Source organism: Gordonia sp. NPDC003429, assembly GCF_053588575.1.
The window spans coordinates 235,690-254,658 of the sequence record NZ_JBSFQF010000003.1 but is presented as its reverse complement, the minus strand read 5'-3'; the positions used below and the strand labels follow the sequence as shown (position 1 = coordinate 254,658).

At 67.2% G+C, this 18,969-nt stretch carries 14 protein-coding genes; 12 read left to right on the top strand and 2 right to left on the bottom strand.

The genetic code is table 11. The annotated features are described in order from the left end of the window. Positions 1-202 precede the first annotated feature (202 nt). Complete coding sequence (locus ACWDSI_RS06420; protein ID WP_449756017.1) at positions 203-1,768, top strand: SpoIID/LytB domain-containing protein; 1,566 nt, start codon at positions 203-205, stop codon at positions 1,766-1,768. Between the two features lie 97 nt (positions 1,769-1,865). Here ACWDSI_RS06420 and ACWDSI_RS06415 read toward each other — a convergent pair whose 3' ends face one another. Both ACWDSI_RS06415 and ACWDSI_RS06410 read right to left on the bottom strand, forming a co-directional pair. Then, positions 1,866-2,537: a GAF and ANTAR domain-containing protein gene (locus ACWDSI_RS06415; RefSeq protein WP_449756044.1), complete on the bottom strand. Its 672-nt coding sequence runs from the start codon at positions 2,535-2,537 to the stop codon at positions 1,866-1,868. A 41-nt stretch (positions 2,538-2,578) separates the two neighbouring features. Continuing rightward, a complete protein-coding gene (locus ACWDSI_RS06410; RefSeq protein WP_449756016.1) occupies positions 2,579-3,385 on the bottom strand; it encodes a PIG-L deacetylase family protein in 807 nt (268 codons plus the stop codon). Positions 3,386-3,571: 186 nt separating this feature from the next. Here ACWDSI_RS06410 and glf point away from each other — a divergent pair, with 186 nt between their 5' ends. The 11 genes from glf (at position 3,572) to fadD32 (ending at position 18,936) form a co-directional block, all read left to right on the top strand. Then, positions 3,572-4,798, top strand: coding sequence for a UDP-galactopyranose mutase (gene glf / locus ACWDSI_RS06405; RefSeq protein WP_449756015.1), 1,227 nt, complete (start codon positions 3,572-3,574; stop codon positions 4,796-4,798). Then, on the top strand, positions 4,799-6,871 hold the full coding sequence (locus ACWDSI_RS06400) for a glycosyltransferase (protein WP_449756014.1): 2,073 nt from the start codon (positions 4,799-4,801) through the stop codon (positions 6,869-6,871). Beyond that, positions 6,852-7,478, top strand: coding sequence for a phosphatase PAP2 family protein (locus tag ACWDSI_RS06395; protein ID WP_449748475.1), 627 nt, complete (start codon positions 6,852-6,854; stop codon positions 7,476-7,478). Before ACWDSI_RS06400 ends, ACWDSI_RS06395 begins: the two co-directional genes overlap by 20 nt. After that, a complete protein-coding gene (locus ACWDSI_RS06390; protein WP_449748476.1) occupies positions 7,475-8,392 on the top strand; it encodes a decaprenyl-phosphate phosphoribosyltransferase in 918 nt (305 codons plus the stop codon). Before ACWDSI_RS06395 ends, ACWDSI_RS06390 begins: the two co-directional genes overlap by 4 nt. Positions 8,393-8,756: 364 nt before the next feature. After that, positions 8,757-10,856 (top strand): hypothetical protein, encoded by a 2,100-nt coding sequence (locus ACWDSI_RS06385; protein ID WP_449756043.1) that lies wholly within the window; start codon positions 8,757-8,759, stop codon positions 10,854-10,856. A gap of 309 nt (positions 10,857-11,165) precedes the next feature. After that, positions 11,166-12,215 carry an alpha/beta hydrolase gene (locus ACWDSI_RS06380; RefSeq protein ID WP_449756013.1) on the top strand — a complete coding sequence of 350 codons (1,050 nt, stop codon included), beginning with the start codon at positions 11,166-11,168 and terminating at the stop codon, positions 12,213-12,215. 366 nt (positions 12,216-12,581) lie between these two features. Then, positions 12,582-13,967 carry an alpha/beta hydrolase-fold protein gene (locus tag ACWDSI_RS06375; RefSeq protein ID WP_449756012.1) on the top strand — a complete coding sequence of 462 codons (1,386 nt, stop codon included), beginning with the start codon at positions 12,582-12,584 and terminating at the stop codon, positions 13,965-13,967. Positions 13,968-14,127: 160 nt separating this feature from the next. Beyond that, positions 14,128-14,670, top strand: a complete 543-nt coding sequence (locus ACWDSI_RS06370) for a DUF732 domain-containing protein (protein WP_449748479.1) — start codon at positions 14,128-14,130, stop codon at positions 14,668-14,670. A 2-nt stretch (positions 14,671-14,672) separates the two neighbouring features. Further along, the gene (locus tag ACWDSI_RS06365) at positions 14,673-15,677 is read left to right on the top strand and encodes a cutinase family protein (protein ID WP_449756011.1); all 1,005 of its coding nucleotides are present in this window, start codon (positions 14,673-14,675) and stop codon (positions 15,675-15,677) included. 88 nt (positions 15,678-15,765) lie between these two features. Continuing rightward, positions 15,766-16,761 (top strand): LLM class F420-dependent oxidoreductase, encoded by a 996-nt coding sequence (locus ACWDSI_RS06360; protein WP_449756010.1) that lies wholly within the window; start codon positions 15,766-15,768, stop codon positions 16,759-16,761. A 273-nt stretch (positions 16,762-17,034) separates the two neighbouring features. Then, positions 17,035-18,936, top strand: coding sequence for a long-chain-fatty-acid--AMP ligase FadD32 (gene fadD32 / locus ACWDSI_RS06355; protein ID WP_449756009.1), 1,902 nt, complete (start codon positions 17,035-17,037; stop codon positions 18,934-18,936). The last annotated feature ends 33 nt before the right edge of the window (positions 18,937-18,969 follow it).

Here is an 18,969-nt window from a genome sequence, read left to right as displayed (position 1 = left end):
GCACCGACGCCGACCCCGACTGATCGAACTCCACCCGCGGGGGTGCCCTGGAGCTTCGCGCGGACGCCGCCGGTACCGGCCAGGCGTTCGTGATGCGGTTGTTATGTCCTGTGGTTGCTGATTCTGTTGTGACTTCACTATCGTCACATAGGTCTCACTAGTCACAGTAGTAACAGCAGCGCGCGTGGAAGCGAGGACAGCCGTGTCTCGACTGTCGAACCCGTTCATCTCCAGGGTGCGCCCACGACGGCTTCATGACCGCAAGGTCTCCCTGGTGGCACTGGCCGTGGCACCTGCTCTGCTCGTCGGTGGCGTGCTGCTCGGCGGACCCGGCGCCCGCCACAGCGCCGACGGGATCGGACTCACCGCCGATTCGGCGATCGTGTTGATCGGACACGGCCACGGACACGGCCGCGGCATGGGACAGTGGGGCGCCTACGGGTACGCCAAACGTGGCTGGTCGGCCGCCCAGATCCTGCGCCACTTCTACGGCGGCACCACGCTGAGCAAGGCCGACAAACCTGACATCACCGTCAGGCTGAGCCAGCAGGGCGCGGTGAACGTGCTCGCCCCCGCGGGTGCGAACGTCGGCGGCAAGCCGGTCGCGCCAGGGCAGGCGGTGAGCATCTCCGGCAACACCGCCACCATCACCAACGGGTGCGGCGGCGCCGCCGCGGGCAGCGTCCCGGCGTCCTTCGTGGACCCGATCAACCTCGCGCCAGGGCGCCCGCTCAACGAACTGCTCAAATTCTGCGGCTCCAACGCCACCTATCGCGGCTCGCTGGGGCTCGACGGCGGACGCGTGGTGAACAAACTCAACATCGACGACTACGTCAAGGGCGTGATCGCCAAGGAGTCGATGCCCGGCTGGGGCGACTCCGGCGGCATGGAAGCGCTCAAAGCCCAGGCCGTGGTGGCCCGCAGTTACGCGCTTGCCGCGATTGCGGGCGGCAAGAAGATCGACGACACGCAGAACTCGCAGATGTACGGCGGCGTCGCCGGTGAGGACCCCCGCACCAACCGTGCGGCCGACGCCACCGCGGGTCAGATCCTGCGGCAGAACGGCCAGCCCGCCTTCGCCGAGTTCTCCGCCTCCACCGGCGGCTACACCGCGGGCGGCAGGTTCCCGGCGGTGGTCGACGAGGGTGACGTGCTCTCCCCCGACCACAACTGGACCGCCACGGTGAGCGCGGCCAGTATCGGGTCCGCATTCGGGGTGGGGGCGTTGCGCAGCTTCGAGGTGATCGAGGCCAACGGTCTCGGTCCGGAGAACGGCCGCGCGCTCAAGGTGCGGGTGTCCGGTTCCGGCGGCACCGTCGAGGCCACCGGCGAGGAGGCGCGCACCAAGTTGCAGCTGAAGTCCTCGTGGTTCGCGGTGAAGGGTCAGACGAGCAAACCCAAGATCGTCGCGCCGCCCACCGCGCCCGGCGGCGGTGGGCTCGACCTCGGCTGGCTCGATCCGGGTTCACTCGCGGGTCTCGCCGACAACCTGATCCCCGGTTCGTCGCAACTGCTCACCATCGCCACCGACGCGTTCAACGGCAAACTCGGCGACCTCGGTGGCGTCACCGGACCCCTCGGACAGGCGCTGGGGTTGCCCACCCTTTCGCCCGACGGCTCCGGCGTCACCCAGCTTTTCCAGCGGGGCATGATGTTCTTCTCGCAACGCACCGGCGCGCACGTGCTGGTCGGTCGGGGCCTGGCCGACTACCAGCGTCGCGGTGGCATTCCGGTGCTCGGCTACCCGAGGGCCGACGTGCTCCGGTGACCACGATTCCCGCGGAACCTCTCCGGTCGCGCGGACTGTCGACCACCCGCGCGAACCGAGAGCACCCGCGTGAACCCGGGGTCACGGGATGAGTCGGCTATCCGGGCCCGGCGTCGATCACCTTGCGCGCCACGTCGACGAGTTTGGTGTTGGTGTCCTGCGAGAGTCGCGCCAGCAGCGAGAAGGCCGCGTCGGCATCGAGCCGATAACGTTCCATCAGCATGCCCTTCGCCTGGCCGATGATATCGCGGCTGCCCAGCGCGGTGCGTAACTGCTCCTTCTCGCGTACCGCGGAGAAGGCGGTGGCCGCGTGCGCTGCGAACAGTCGTCCGACGGCCCGCCCGTCCTCGTCGAAGGCGTGCGGTTGCGGACTGTGCAGGTTGAGCGCCCCGAAGTCGTTGCCGTCGATGTAGAGGCAGAAGCACACCATCGACAGGATGCCCAGGTCGGCGGCGGCCGGGGCGAACGACGGCCACCGCGTCTCCGTCCGCATGTCCTCTACCCACACGGTGACGTCGTCGACCGCCGACCGCACGCACGGTCCTTCACCCAGTTGCGTCTGGAGCTCGTCGGACTGACCGGCGAGGTCGCCGACCATCACCGGGGTTTCGATGCGCCCGCGGGTGACCAGGGTGACGCTCGCGTACTCGGCCCCGTCGACGGTCTCCACCGCGGCCTTGGTGATGCGACGCAGCACGGTGTCGGTGTCGATGCTCTCGGCCTGTAACTGCCGGACCGTCTGCGCGACCTCCGACAAACTGCTCGACATCGCTTCGGTCACCGGACCTCCTTCACTCCCAAGCCAGGTGCTCACGAGATGATGTACTCCGTTCGCCGGAGCAGATGTGACGTGACATTACGCCCCAGTTCGGGCTGGGATTCGTCGGTTGGCAACCATGCGCGCTTCTGCGTGGCGAACGAGCGGGCGGCGGCATGTTTCACCGCGAGAACGGTCGGGTCGACGTCATGGACGCGAATCCGCGACCACGGCACCGCGGGATCGTCGGGGTGAGCCCAGTGCCACATCCGCACCGGGTACATCCACAGCGGCAGGCCCCGGCGGGCGGCCACCGACGCCGCAGCAGCCCCGGCGGCATCATGATCGGGCTCGCCGTCGTTCTCCCACACCGCGAGCAACCCCGTCGGTATGGTCGGCTTCTCCGCGACCGCGGCGTCGATGAGATCGACGAGCGCGTCGGCGAAATCACTCAGTGATCCGCTCGGGAGCCCGGCCCAACGGGGCGGGTGGAGGCCGAGGAGGGCAGCGGCGGTGTCCATCTCCACGTGACGACGGTCGGCGAGTTGTTCGGGCGAGGAGCCCGGATGAGCCGAACGGCCGTCGGTGAGGCAGATGGTGACCACTTCGACGCCCTGAGTCGCGGCGGAGAACACCACCCCCCCGGCTCCGAGCACCTCGTCGTCGGGGTGAGCAGCGATCACCACCAGCCGCTTGACGTCGAGATTCAGCGGCTGCCAGCCGTGGGGCAGTGCCAACCAGCGCAGCCACCCGGCCTCGGCGTGGGCGGCGTCGCCGGGGTGTACAGCCGCCAGCGGTGGAGCCGACTCGGCCGGAGTCGCGGGTGCCTCGCGCTCGGGCGGGGAAGGAGTTGTCGTCACGCTGCAGCCCTTCGCGATGTGATCGGTTGGATGGCCCGGTTGGCTGCAGGCCGATGAGAAGATGTTACGCCGAATGTGAGATCAAGCTGTGAATCGGTTGAGGATTACACCGCGTCCGGGTTCGGTGATGCCACGCGCCCGTGTGCCCGGAGGTCGAGGGGGCGTGGTCGGTTAGGCTGAACACCCGTGGCCACCAATAACAGCGTCGAGGCGGGCGGCACCTCTCCGGGTGCGGTCGACCTGATCGTCGTCGGTTCCGGCTTCTTCGGACTCACCATCGCCGAACGCGCGGCGACCCAGCTCGGCAAGCGGGTGTTGGTGATCGAACGGCGCCACCACCTCGGTGGCAATGCCTACTCCGAACCCGAGCCCGAGACCGGTATCGAGATCCACAAGTACGGTGCGCATCTGTTCCACACCTCCAACAAGAGGGTCTGGGACTACGTCAACGAATTCACCGATTTCACCTCCTACCAGCATCGCGTCTTCGCGATGTACCAGGGCCAGGCCTACCAGTTCCCGATGGGCCTCGGGTTGGTCAGCCAGTTCTTCGGCCGCTACTACAGCCCCGACGAGGCGCGTGCGCTCATCGCCGAGCAGTCCAGCGAGATCGACACCGCCCAGGCGCGCAACCTGGAGGAAAAGGCGATCAGCCTGATCGGCCGCCCGCTCTACGATGCGTTCGTCAAGCACTACACCGCCAAGCAGTGGCAGACCGACCCGAAGGAGTTGCCGGCGGGCAACATCACCCGACTGCCCGTGCGCTACACCTTCGACAACCGCTACTTCAACGACACCTACGAGGGTCTGCCGGTGGACGGGTACACCGCGTGGCTACAGAACATGGCGGCCGACGAGCGCATCGAGGTACGCCTGAACACCGACTGGTTCGCGGTGCGCGACGAGATCCGGACGACCAGTCCCGACGCTCCGGTGGTCTACACCGGACCGGTGGATCGCTACTTCGACTATTCCGCCGGCCGCCTGGGCTGGCGCACGCTCGACTTCGAGACCGAAGTGCTGCCCACCGGCGACTTCCAGGGCACCCCGGTGATGAACTACAACGACGCCGACGTGCCCTACACGCGCATCCACGAGTTCCGGCACTTCCATCCGGAGCGGGACACCTATCCCACCGACAAGACCGTGATCATGCGGGAGTACAGCCGATTCGCCGAAGACGACGACGAGCCCTACTACCCGATCAACACCCCGGAGGACCGCGCCAAGCTCGCCGCCTACCGGGACCTGGCCCGCGCCGAGACCGGCACCGCGAAGGTGCTGTTCGGCGGCCGGTTGGGCACCTACCAGTATCTGGACATGCACATGGCGATCGCGAGTGCGCTCACCATGTTCGACAACACGCTGGCGCCGCACCTGCGCGACGGGACGCCGCTGGCGGAGGTGGAGTAGATGAGCGTGACCCCGACCGAACAGGCATCGGGCGCAACCGGCGGCGAACCGCAACTGCGTCAGGAGACGGCACCGACGTCGAAGGCCGTCGAACTGCTGCAGCGAGTGATCTTTCCGCGTCCGGGTGAACCGCTGGACGTGCGGTCGCTCTACCTGGTCGAGTCGTGGAGCAACACTCGGCGGGCCCACTCGCCGTCGCGCACCTCCGTGCTGCTCGGCGCCGAATCGGAAGTGAGTTTCGAGAGCTACTTCAACGGTTTCGCGGCGTCGTACTGGCGACGCTGGACCGTGCTCACCTCGGTGGTGCTGCGCATCGAGGTGGTGGGCGCCTGCCGCGTGGATCTCTACCGGTCGAAGTTCAACGGCGCGCGGATCGGTATCGGTGGCGATCTGGTGCCCACCGACGAGAACGGCCACGGCGTCATCGAATTCGAACTCGATCTCGGTCCGTTCGAGGACGGCGGCTGGATCTGGTTCGACGTCACCACCGACACCGACACCGAAATCATCTCCGCGGGCTGGTATGCGCCGGTGGTTTCGACAAGCTCAACCAGCGGGGACGGCTCAACCAGCGGGGACGGCTCGACCAGCGGGGACGGCTCGACCGGCGGGGGCCGCTCGACCAGCGGGGACGGCTCGACCGGCGGGGGCGGCTCGACCAGCGGGGGCGGTGTCACCGTCGGTATCCCGACCTTCAACCGACCCACCGACGCGGTGAACGCGCTCGCCGCGCTGACGTCGGATCCGTTGGTGGATCAGGTGATCGACGCGGTGCTGATGCCCGATCAGGGCACGCGCAAGGTGGTCGACGAGCCCGGATTCGCCGAGGCCGCCGCGGCGCTCGGTGACCGGCTGCACATCTTCGACCAGCCCAACCTCGGCGGTTCGGGCGGCTACGCCCGCATCATGTACGAGGCGCTGCGGCTCACCGACAGTCCCTACATCCTCTACATGGACGACGACATCGCCATCGAGCCGGACTCGATCCTGCGTGCGCTGGCCATGTCGCGATTTGCCAAGTCCCCCATGCTCGTCGGCGGTCAGATGCTCAATCTGCAGGACCGCAGCCACCTGCACAGCATGGGCGAGGTGATCAACCACCACAACTTCATGTGGACCTCGGCACCGTTCGTCGAGTACGACCACAACTTCGCGCGCTACCCGCTGCGCGATCTGGAGAACTCGAAGAACCTGCATCGACGGATCGACGTCGAGGGCAACGGCTGGTGGATGTGCATGATCCCCCGCGAATGCGCGGAGCAGATCGGTCTGCCGATGCCGCTGTTCATCAAGTGGGACGACTGGGAATTCGCTTTGCGCGCAGCCAAAGCCGGGTACCCCACGGCGACAGTCCCGGGTATCGCGATCTGGCACATGGCCTGGAGCGACAAGGACGACGCCATCGACTGGCAGGCCTACTTCCATCTGCGGAACCGGCTGGTGGTCGCGGCGATCCATCACGACGGGCCCATCAAGGGCATTCTGCAGTCGATGGCCAAAGCCACCGCCAAACATCTTCTCTGCCTTGAGTATTCGACGGTTGCGATTCAGAACGAGGCGATTCGCGACTTCTTGGCGGGTCCCGACCACATCCGTGACCTGCTGCCCACCGCGCTGCCCAAGGTGGCGCAGATGCGCAAGCAGTTCCCCGACGCGGTGGTGCTGCCGTCGGCGCAGGTGCTGCCCAAGACCAGTGGTGAGGCCACCCACCTGGGCACCCACGTGCCCACCAACCCAGTGAGCAAGCTGCGGGCGCTGGCGGGCGTGGTGCGCAACAACCTGCGCCCGGCCGACCCTCGTCATCACGAGGTGCCGCAGGCGAACTACCCGCCGATCGAGGCGCGGTGGTTCAGTCTGGGCCGGGTGGACGGTGTCACCGTGACCACCGCCGATGGGCGCGGCGTGGTGTATCGCCAGCGCGACCGCGACAAGATGATCGCGCTGGCCCGAGAATCCGCGGCCCTGATCCGCGAACTCAACGAGAGGTTCCCGGACATGGCGCAGCAGTACCGCGCCAAGCACCGGGAACTGACCAGTAAGGAGAGCTGGGCGGGTGTCTTCGGAATCGAGTGACGGTGTGCCACAGCCGGCGGGGGACTCGTCACCTGCGCCGACAGGCGAGGTCGCGGCACTGATCGCGATCCAGCACGCGCTGACATCGAAGCCCGGCGTGCTGCCCACCGCCCGGGCGCTCTCACACTTCGGCGAGCACTCCCTGGGTTGGCTGGCGATCAGCGCGCTCGGCTGGGGCGTGGCCGCGCGCCGCGGCGACGAGCGCGCGCAGCGACGCTGGGTCGAGGCGGGCGTGGGCGCCTTCGGTTCTCATGCCGCGTCGGTCATCATCAAACGCATCGTCCGTCGCCCACGGCCCCACGACCCCCGCATCAGTGTGGGAGTGTCCACGCCGAGCAAGTTGAGCTTCCCGTCGTCGCACGCCACGTCGACCACCGCCGCGGCCATCCTGATCGGCCGGGCGGCCGGTTTGCCGCCCTACCTGCTCCCCGCTCTGCTGGTGCCGCCTATGCTCACGTCGCGGCTCGTTCTCGGCGTGCACTACCCGAGCGACGTCGCCGCGGGCGCCGCGATCGGCGCACTGAGTGCCGGAGCCGTCATCGCCGGCGACACGTGGATCGAGCGTGCCGCAGCCGGGCCGGCGACGAGGAACCGAGGAGAGGCATGAGCGAGGAGCCGATCGAGCACGGAAAGGTGCTCGGGCCACCCAAGAACTTGGCCGAAGGACTCATCAAGGCACTCCGCCCCCGACAGTGGGTCAAGAACGTCCTGGTGCTCGCAGCGCCGCTGGCCGCGGGCAACATCACCGACGTCAACGTGCTCTGGCACGCCGGGATCGCGTTCATCGCGTTCTGCCTGGCGGCGTCGTGCATCTACCTGATCAACGACGCGATCGACGTCGCGTCCGACCGCAATCACCCCACCAAGCGTTTCCGGCCGATCGCGGCGGGCGTGGTCCCGGTGCCGCTGGCCTACACCCTCGCGGTGGTCCTCGGCGTGGCATCGCTGGCGGTGTCGCTGGTGGCCAACTGGCAGACCGCGGTGGTCATCGCGATCTACCTGGTGGTGCAGCTCGGCTACTGTTTCGGCCTGAAGAACCAGGCGGTGCTCGACATCTGCATCGTCTCGTCGGGATTCCTGTTGCGCGCGATCGCCGGTGGTACCGCCACCGAGATCAAGCTCTCGTCGTGGTTCCTGTTGGTCATGGCCTTCGGCTCGTTGTTCATGGCCGCGGGCAAGCGCTACGCCGAGTTGCAGCTCGCCGAGCGCACCGGCGCCAAGATCCGCAAGGCGCTGCAGTACTACACCACCACCTACCTGCGGTTCGTGTGGACGCTGGCGGCCACGGCCGTGGTGGCCTTCTACGGGCTGTGGGCCTTCGACAAGAACTCCGGGCACGACACCAACGTGTTCTACGCCATTTCCATGGTGCCCTTCACCATTGCCATCCTCCGCTACGCGGTTGTCGTCGACGGCGGGTCGGCGGGGGAGCCGGAAGAGATCGCGTTCTCCGACCGTGTGCTCGAGGTGCTCGCCGTGGCCTGGATCGTGTGCGTGGCGGTCGCGGTCTATGCCGTCTAGAACGCCGCCGCCCGGCGCGCCTGTGGCCGATGCGGAGTCGCCGACCTTGGTCCTCCCGCGCGTGTCCGCCGGCCGACACCGTCTCCAGCACGACCCGGAGCCCGAACCCGACGAGCGTGCCCAGGATCCCGTCGAGCGTGCCCAGAATCCCGACGAGCGTGCCCAGAATTCCGACGAGCGTGCCCAGGATCCCGACGAGCGTGCCCAGGATCCCGTCGAGCGTGCCCAGGATCCCGTCGAGCGTGCCCAGGATCCCGTCGAGCGTGCCCAGGATCCCGACGAGCGTGCCCAGGATCCCGACGAGCGTGCCCAGGATCCCGACGATTCCGACGACGGTGCCGACACCCCACCGCCCAGCCGGCGCGTGACGGCGTGGCGTTCGTGGGGCCCGCGGGAGTGGACCGCTATCGGCAGTTTTTTCGTCGGTGCGATCGCGGTCACCACGTTCTTCGCCATCGGCGCCTGGCAACGCCGCTGGATCGCCGACGACGGACTGATCGTCCTGCGCACATTGCGGAACCTGTTCGCGGGCAACGGCCCCGTGTTCAACATGGGCGAACGCGTGGAGGCCAACACCTCGGTCGCATGGACCTATCTGTTGTGGTTCTGGGCCTGGGTGACCGACGGTCAGCTCGAATACGTGGCCCTGTGGGTGGCGCTGGTGCTCTCCGTGTCGGCGGTGCCGATCGCCATGTACGGCACCGCACGACTGTTGCGCACCCGGCTCGGCGGCCTCGACGGTACGGCGGTGAGCCTGCTGGTTCCGCTGGGTGCGGTGGTCTACATCGCGATTCCGCCCGCACGCGATTTCGCGACCAGCGGACTGGAGAACGGGCTGTGCATCTTCTGGGTGGCGGTGCTGTGGTGTCAGCTGGTGGCCTGGAGTCGACGGCCCCGCGGCGACGCCGCGACTGGCTGGGGGAGCGCGGCCACGCTGTTCCTGGCGTTCTGGGCCGGCCTCGCGCCCCTGGTGCGTCCCGAGCTCACCATCATCGGCGGGATCGCGCTGCTGGTGGTGTTCTTGGCCCCGCTGGGATGGAAGATGCGGATCGCGGTGATCGTGGTGGCGGCCGTCTTGCCGGTGGGCTATCAGATCTTCCGGATGGGCTATTACGCGCTGCTCGTACCCAATCCGGCCGTGGCCAAGGATGCGAGTGGGTCAAAGTGGCATCAGGGTTTCGTCTACCTCGGCAATCTGTTCGGCCCGTACCTGCTGGTACTGCCGGTGATCCTGGCGGTGGTGGCCGGTGTGCTGCTCGTCGTCGGCAACAGGTTGCGAGCCGACACCCGTACCGATCCTGACCCCGAAGCCCCCGACCCTGAGGCCCCCGACCTCGAAGCCCCCAATCCCGAAGCCCCCGACCTCGAGGCCCCCGACCCCGAAGCCCCCGACCCCGCGTCGCCGCCCGCGTCCCGGCGCGGCCTGCGCACCCGTTTGGCGGGCTGGTCGCAGGGCTTGCAGACCCCGACCGGGGTGGTGGTGGCGATTCTGCTCGCCGGACTGATCGTCGGCCTGTACTGGTTGCGTCAGGGCGGCGACTTCATGCACGGCCGCGTGCTGCTCACCCCCTTGTTCACCCTGCTGCTGCCGGTGATGGTGGTACCGGTCACGGTGCCCGGCCGGGCGGCGCTGCGCGCGGTGTTTGCCCGCTCGGCCGATCGCTCGGCGTCTCGCCCAGCGGATACCACCCGCCGTCGGCGCGCCCTGGTGCAGCTCGGCGGCGCCACCGTGATGGCGGCCATCTGCATCACCACCATCGTCTGGGCCGTGGTCAACCACGAGAATGAGCTGCCCAACGCCGGTATCGACATCGGTCGCAGCGGCATCGTCGACGAACGACGGTTCTACGTGACCAACATGGGCATCGAGAACCCGGTGACCGCCGCCGACTACCTCGACTATCCGCGGATGCGGGCCATGGTCGAACGCATCGACGAGTTCCGCACGCAGGGCGGCGTGGTGCTGCCCACGGCGAACTACGACGACTGGACCGTGGTGAAACTGCCCGACAACACTCCCGAGAGCAAGCGCAAGGTCACCGTCTACTTCCTCAACATGGGTATGACCAGCATGAACGCGCCGCTCGACGTCCGTGTCATCGATCAGATGGGACTGGCGTACCCGATCGCGGCACACACCGAACGTCTCGAGGACGGCCGCATCGGGCACGACAAGAACCTGCCCGCGGAGTGGGTGGTGGCCGAGGCGGGCGCCTATCCGCGTCGCCCGGTGCTGCCGCTCTCGCTCGACGAGGACGTCGTCGCGCAGGCCAAGGTGGCGCTCACCTGCCCGGACACGAAGGCGCGGGTGAAGTCCTACGAGGGAGTGTGGTCCTTCGCCCGGTTCAAACAGAATCTGAAGGACTCATTCACGTTCACCGACTATCGGATCATCCAGCGCAATCCCGAGTACGAGCTGCAGCGGTGCGGGCTACCGATCCCACCGCGAATCCATCCTCGATGAGTTTGATCTTTTTTGTCTCGAATCGGTAACGTCGGCACCTGAGGGTCCGATAAGAGGGGGGACCGGGCGACACCCGGAAGGCACCGTGCTGTTCACCAAGACAATTGCTGTGGCGAACATCACAGCAATTGTCGGCGTGGCAGACATGCAATAGGCTCGCCACTCGTCGGCCAGTGCGGCTGATGAGGCGGTTGTGCCGCATGTGACGGCTGCGATTCGGGGTCGACACGGTGTCGTAGACATAACGATCCGGCCGGCGGCGCATTCGTGCGAGTGCGTCGCCGCCGGTACCAGAGGAGAGTTCAGTCGATGGGGACAGGTGCGTTGGAGAACGGGGCGCGGCGCAAGCGCCGGTCGAGGAGCCGGGTGGGGCTGCGTAGCCGCCTCGTAGCGGCGACGCTCGCGATTCTGACCGTCGCGGGTCTGGCTGCGGTCACCGGCGGAGCGGGTGAGGCGCAGGCAACGATCAACGGCACGCGTGTCGGCAAGAACGATTGGACGATCGACGCCTGCGGGATGCCGACGAACGGTGCCTTCGGCAACAAGTCGATGCGTCCCGGCGTGGTCCGTGTGCGGTCGTGGTTCAAGCCGCAGAACCAGCGCACGGTGATCCTGCTCGACGGCATGCGCGCCCAGTACGACTTCAGCGGCTGGGAGATCAACACCAACGTCCAGGAACTGGTGAACCGCGGCGTCAACGTCGTCGAGCCCATCGGCGGACCGGCCAGCTTCTACACCAACTGGAACGCGCCGAGTAACTTCAACGGCCAGCAGCGTCGGTACATGTGGGAATGCGTCATCCAGAACCGCCTGGTGCCTGCCCTGCGTGCCCGCGGGTTCAAGGGCAAGAACGGCAAGTACGCGGTCATGGGTATCTCGTCGGGCGGCAACGCCGCGCTGGTTCTCGCCGCCAAGCGGCCCGATCTGTACTACGCCGCCGGATCGCTCTCGGGCTACGACTTCCTGAGCGCCCCCGGTATGCACACGATGTTGCGACTGGCCATGCTCGACGTCGATCCCAGGCCGTGGAACGTCGACGCCATGTGGGGTCCTCCGTGGGACCCGCGGTGGGATGACAACGACCCGTTCCTGCTCATCAACCGGATGCATCACCTGAAGGTGTTCACCGGATCGGGTAACGGACTGTTCGGCCGGTACAACGCGCTACCCAACGTGTTCGACGACCTGGTCAAGGGTTCGACGCTGGAAATGCTGGCCCTCTCGCAGCGTTTGGCCTTCCAGTTCGCGGCCTCCATCCAGGGCATCAACCTGATGACCTACGACGCCAACGGCACCCACGCGTGGGGCTACTGGCAGGACATGGTGTGGAACGCCTACGCACGAGGCTTCTTCCGCTAGATCCCACTCGCAGTACCTCGACGGCCCCGCCCGGATTTCACGTCCGGACGGGGCCGTCGCCGTTTCCCTTCCCTCCGTTGACGCCTCTCCGGTAAGCATCAATCACCCCACAAGTCACATAAATCTCATCAATCACAGCGTGGCGTCGCGATAACCCCCTCGTGGCCGTGTAAGAAACACCTGAGGCGTAATGAGGTTGCTGAGGCGTGTGTGACTGTTGGGGAAGCAGTCGACGGCCCGCTCCTCGAAGGCGACGCCACCGACAGGTGCTGAAGGAGCTGGAGAAGGATGCGGCGAGTGGTTGAGGGTGAACGGGTCGACCGTGGCGCGGGGCGCGGGTCGACACCTGTGAGACGTGTCGCGCGCATGGTGGCGACCGTGGCCACCACGGTGGCCGTGGTGTCGGGTGTGATGGTCGCGGGTGTGGCGTCTGCAGACCCGCCCGCAGCACCGCCCGCCGCCCCCGGTGCGCCGGCAAATCCGCCCGCGCCCGCGCCCGCCCCCAGCCCGGCGGCCGCACCCACCGAGCCGGCGCGGGTCACCAAGACGTACTGGTACACCGACCGCCGCGTCGCGCTGTGGGTGCATTCCCCGGCCATGAACACCGACATCCAGGTGCAGTTGCTGCTCGCGCGCGATTGGTGGGCCCGGCCTGACGCGAAGTTTCCGCAACTGACCATGCTCGACGGTCTGCGTGCACAGGACGATCAGAGCGGATGGGTGCTCAACACCAACATCGTCGACTTCTACAAGGACAAGAACGTCAACGTCATCCTGCCGATCGGTGGCGAGTCGAGCTTCTACACCGACTGGAAAGAACCCGACAAGGGCAAGAACTACAAGTGGGAGACGTTCCTGATCCACGAACTGCCGCCCATCATCGAGGGCCAGTGGCGTTCGACGGACGTCCGGGGTATCGAGGGGCTGTCCATGGGCGGCTCGGCCGCCATGATGCTCGCCGCCCGCAATCCCGGGTTCTACAAGTTCGCGGCGTCGTTCTCGGGCATCTTGCAGATGTCGTCGACCGGCATGCCGCAGGCCATCCAGTTCGCCGTGCGTGATGGTGGCGGGTACGACTCGATGAAGATGTTCGGCCCGCCCAGCGACCCGGCATGGAAGGAACACGATCCCTACCTGCTCGCCGACAAGCTACAGGGCACCAGTCTGTACATCTCGTCGGGCAACGGCATGGTGGGCCCGCACGACAAGCCGTCGGACATCCCGCTGCTGGCCACCAACTATTCGGGGGTGGGACTCGAACTGCTCAGTCGCGTCACCTCACAGCAATTCGCGATCAAACTCAACGAACTCGGCATCCCCGGGCAGGCCGTCTACCGGCCGTCGGGCACCCACACGTGGCCCTACTGGGAGTTCGAGATGGCCCAGGCCTGGCCGCAGGCGGCCGCCGCTCTCGGCCTCGCCGGCGACAAGGTGGCCTGCACGGTGTCGGGACCGTTCAAGAAGGTGGCCGACGCCAACCGGCTCGGCGGGTGCCTCACCCCGGAGTACGCCGTGCCCGGTGGGCGCGCGCAGGACTTCTACAAGGGCCGGATCATCACCGGGCCGAAGGGGCCGAAGGAGGTCACCGGCGCGATCGGTGGCGCCTATGTCTCGGTCGGAGGCCCGGGGGGACGGCTGGGACTGCCGCTGAGCGACGAACTGCCCACCCGCGACGGCAAGGGTCGGTTCAACCTCTTCCAGCGCGGCAAGATCTCCTGGACCCCCACCGGTGGCGCCCAGATCACCAAGTGACGCCGTCATGTTCGGTGTGCGGTGTGGCAGCCCTGAGATCTCTCTGTGGAATCCGGAGGTTTTCGCAGGTGGCGGGTGTGCGCTGGTCGGCGGACCACCCCCGCCGGGGTAGCCTTGCGCTCGGTGGGTCAGCCCATTGGCGGAGTGTGACGAGGAAGTGATGATGAGCAAGTTCTTTCGGGTCGGTGTGATGGTGGCGGGCGTGGCAATGCTCGTCGGGGCGGTCAGCGCGTGCTCCGACGATTCGACGGCGAGTGCCCCGATCACCAGCGATCCGATCACGACGACATCGATGTACTCGTCGCCGGCCGCGTCGTCGGCGACCTCTGCGGCGCCCGGCAGTACGACCCAGAAGGTCACCACTCCGGTGTCGGGGGCCACCAAGCTCCCCGCGACGGCTCCGACCACGGGCACCACCGTGCCGCCGAGCTTTCCCGGACCCAACGGTGAGCCGGTCAGCGCGAAGGGCCAGAAGTACCTCGCGGCACTCAAGGCGCAGAACGTCACGTTCATGGGCGACACCGACAACACCGTCGCGCTCAATGCCGCCGACTACGTCTGCGCGCAGCAGGCGAAAGGTGCCGATCCCACCACCGTGAAGGCGTTCGTCACCGCGCTGGTCGGTCCGGGGACCCAGAACGTGAACGAAGCGGGCGCCAAGGCCGACAAGGTGATCAAGGCCGCCCATGAGAACTACTGCTGAGCGTGAATGCCAAGCGAGGAGCCACTCGAAAGCGTAAGCGCCGAGGGCTCACCAGGTTCGCGCTGCTGATCGCAGCGCTCGCGGTCGTCGCGATCATTCTGGTGGTGATCCTCGTGATCACCCTTCTCACACCGGGACCACCGCGGATTCCGGGCGGCAGGGGGCCGTCGACGAGCGCCCCGCCCTCGCGGCCGGAAGCACAGTCGGCCGATTGTCCCGACGTGCTGACCCTGGTGGTCCCCGGCACGTGGGAGTCGGCTGCCGACGACGATCCGCTCAACCCGACGGCGAACAAGGCGTCGCTGATGCGTCGGGTCTCCACGGCGTTGCAGGACGAGTTCCCGAATTCGCGGACCGAGGTCTACACCGTGCCCTACGTGGCGCAATTCCGGAATCCGACCGTGCTCGGCGACCGCCAGGCCGACTACAACGTCTCGCGCGCACAGGGGTATCAGCGCGCCGCGGCGAAGGTGACCGAGACCAACAAGAAGTGTCCGCTCACCCGCTACGTGATCATGGGCTTCTCGCAGGGCGCCGTGATCGCCGGGGATCTCGCGAGCAACATCGGCAACGGGCGGGGTGTGCTCGACCCCGCCGACCATGACCTCGTGCTCGGCGTCGGCCTGATCGCCGACGGGAGGCGCGAGCGCGGCCAGCAGAACGACATCGGACCCAATCCCCCTGGGGTGGGCGCCGAGATCGCCCTCGGGGGGATGGGCTCACTGGTACCCGGCATCACCATGACCGGACCCCGCGACGGCGGGTTCGGCGACCTGCGCGATCGAGTCAATTCCATCTGTGCGCCAGGCGATCTCATCTGTGATTCACCGACCGTCGCCAATCCGATCGGGGCGGTGGGGCAACTCGCCGGCGCGATCAACAATCCGGTGCACGCGATGTATGCGACGCCGCGGTACTGGTCGCTCGACGGCGCCACCGCCACCCAGTGGATGTACGGCTGGGCGAGTTCGGTGATCGACAAGGCGCCCAAACCCGCGCACAACTGACTCGCGCACGCAAGCGGTTTGGGGCGGCCTCCGGTGCTGCACTAACCTGAGGTCCGGTCCGGGGTTAGCCGATACGAGGAGTGCACCGATGACGCAGGCCGAAGCCCCCGACGGGCTCCGCAAGTTCCGCTTCGGCGCCGGCGGTGAGGGCAACAAGGACGAGGGCGGTGCCCGCAAGTTCGTGAAGCTCGCGCAGACGGCGGAGGAATACGGTTACGACACCTTCGCGGTGCCCGATCACCTCGGCAACCAGGTGGGACCGCTGGCCGCGCTCGGGGCGCTCAGTCAGGCCACCGACCGCATCCGATTGGGAACATCGGTGCTGGCCAACGGCTTCCGGCACCCGGCGATCCTCGCCAAGGAGGCCACCACCATCGACGTGCTGAGCAAGGGGCGACTCGAACTCGGCATCGGTGCGGGCTGGATGAAGGAGGAGTTCGACAAGGCGGGCATCGCATTCGAGAGTCCCGGGGTGCGGATTCGCCGCCTCGACGAGTCGCTGACGATCCTCGACAAGCTGATGCGGGGCGAGACCGTCGACTTCGACGGCGAGTTCTATCAGATCAAGGGCCTCGAAGGCAGCCCTCGACCCCGCCAGGGCCCGCGACCGCCGATCGCGGTGGGCGGTGGCGGCCCCAAGATGCTGGCGCTGGCCGCCAAGCATGCCGACATCATCTCGATCGCACCGGGAACCACCCCCGAGGGCAAGATGAAGCTGTCGGACATGACCATCGAGGCCACCGCCGCGCGCGTCGACCGCATCCGCCAGGCCGCCGGCGACCGCTTCGCCGACATCGAACTCAACTGGACCATCGCGGTCATCGTGATCACCGACGACCGCGAAGCCACCGCGGAGATGGCACTCAAGGCGCTCGCGCAGGGCTATCCGCCGAACATCGAGCGCGACACCGACTTCACGGTCGAGGATGTAATGACTTCGCCGTACCTGGCGATGGGAACATTCGAGGAGATCGCCGATCAGATCCGCGAGGTGCGACGCCGCACGGGCATGTCCTACGTCGGGGTGTTCCCGACGCAGATGGACGCGTTCGCCCCGGTGCTCGCGCTACTGAAAGGGGAGTAAGGTTACCGGTCGGTAGGTGACTGAACCGCCAGGTGAGGAGCTGTGAATTCACCGACCGAAAGCTGCGGGTCGAGGACCGGTTTGCAGCCCGGTGAAGGCAGAATTCACCAGTAGTCACGAATTCGTAGGGTTCGGTGTCCGTGCGCTACCGTGTCACGCGGTGGACATGCGTGCACGCCACGCGAACTCAGTGGTGCCTGTGGGGGAGCACCACACAACCGCCGACCCGGCGTCCGACGCCGGGTGCCCCGAGGGGTCCACAGGAGTATTTGAATGCTGAACACTGAATTTGAGCAGTTCCTCGATGAGACGGGAAACCTGCACTTCACCGAGGACGCCACGCTGGTCGACTACGTCGAGCGCAACGTGCGCGACGAGGCGGACACCCTCGCGTACCGCTTCATCGACTACAGCCGCGAGCGCGATGGCGAGGCCCAGGACCTCACGTGGGCGCAATTCGGCAAACGGCTGCGGGCGGTGGCGGCGCGGCTGCAGCAGGTGACCAAGCCCGGCGACCGGGTGGCCATCCTCGCGCCGCAGTCCCTGGAATACGTGATCGGCTTCTTCTCCGCGCTCTACGCCAGCAACATCGCGGTACCGCTGTTCAGCCCCGACGAGCCCGGTCACCACGACCGGCTCACCGCGGTGCTCGCCGACTGCAAACCCGCAGCGATCCTGACCTCCACCAAATCCGCCGAGGCGGTCCGCGACTTCTTCGCCGGCGTTCCCGCCAAGGAACGGCCGCGCGTGATCGCGGTCGACGCCGTGCCCGATTCGGTCGGTTCGAGCTGGGTGGCACCGGTTGCGGGCAAGGACCACAACCGCGACACCGTCGCCTATCTCCAGTACACGTCGGGCTCCACCCGCGTGCCCGCCGGTGTCGAGATCACCTATGAGGCCGTGGCGGCCAACTGCCTGCAGATCTACGACTGCATCGAGATCGACCGCAACGCGCGCGGCGTCACCTGGCTCCCGATGTTCCACGACATGGGTCTGCTCACCGTGATCCTGCCCGCGCTCGGTGGCCGCTACATCACGATCATGAGCCCGCAGGCGTTCGTGCGGCGCCCCGGCCGGTGGATCAAGGAACTCGCGGCGGCCTCCGACGGCGCCGAAACCTATGCCGCGGCGCCGAACTTCGCGTTCGAGCATGCCGCGGTGCGCGGCCTGCCCAAGGAGGGCGAGCATCTCGACCTCTCCAACGTGATCGGTCTGATCAACGGGTCCGAGCCGGTCACGGTCAGTTCGATGAAGAAGTTCAACGACGCGTTCGGGCCCTACGGTCTGCCGAAGACCGCCATCAAACCGTGTTACGGCATGGCCGAGGCGACGCTGTTCGTGTCGGCGACGCAGCGCAACAACGAGGCCAAGATAATCTACGTCGACCGAGATGCCCTCAACGCCGGTCACATGAAGGTGGTCGATCAGCACGCATCGAACGCTGTCGCGCAGGTCTCGTGCGGTCAGGTCGCACTGAGCCAGTGGGCCGCGATCGTCGAACCCGAGACCGCCACCGAGAAGCCCGACGGCGAGGTCGGCGAGATCTGGCTGCACGGCCTCAACATCGGCGCCGGCTACTGGAACAAGCCGGAGGAAACCGAGAGCACCTTCCACAACACGATCCCCCATCCCCTCTCGCAGGGCAGCCACACCGAGGGCACGCCCGCGGATGCGCAGTGGATGCGGACCGGCGACTACGGTGTGTGGCTCGACGGCGAGCTCTACATCACCGGTCGCGTGAAGGACCTGGTGATCGTCGACGGCCGCAATCATTACCCGCAGGACCTCGAGTTCAGCGCGCAGGAGGCCAGCACGGCTTTGCGTCCGGGCTTTGTCGCCGCGTTCGCGGTGCCGGCCAATCAGCTGCCCGAGGTGGTGTTCCAGAACGCGGCCAGCGGCCTCAAGTTCGACGCCGACGACGCCTCCGAGCAGCTCGTCATCGTCGCCGAGCGCGGCCCGGGCAAGAAGAACGACCCGCAGGAGATCGCCGACACGGTGCGCGCTGCCGTCGCGCAGCGTCACGGTGTGATGGCCCGCGACGTGTTGCTGGTGCCGGCCGGATCGATTCCACGTACCAGCAGCGGCAAGATCGCCCGACGTGCCACCAAGACCGCCTACATCGACGGCAGTCTGCGTGGCGGATACAAGCAAGAGGCCTTCCCGGACCACGCGTGAGTGCGTCGGTAGCGCCGCCCGATACATTGGTTA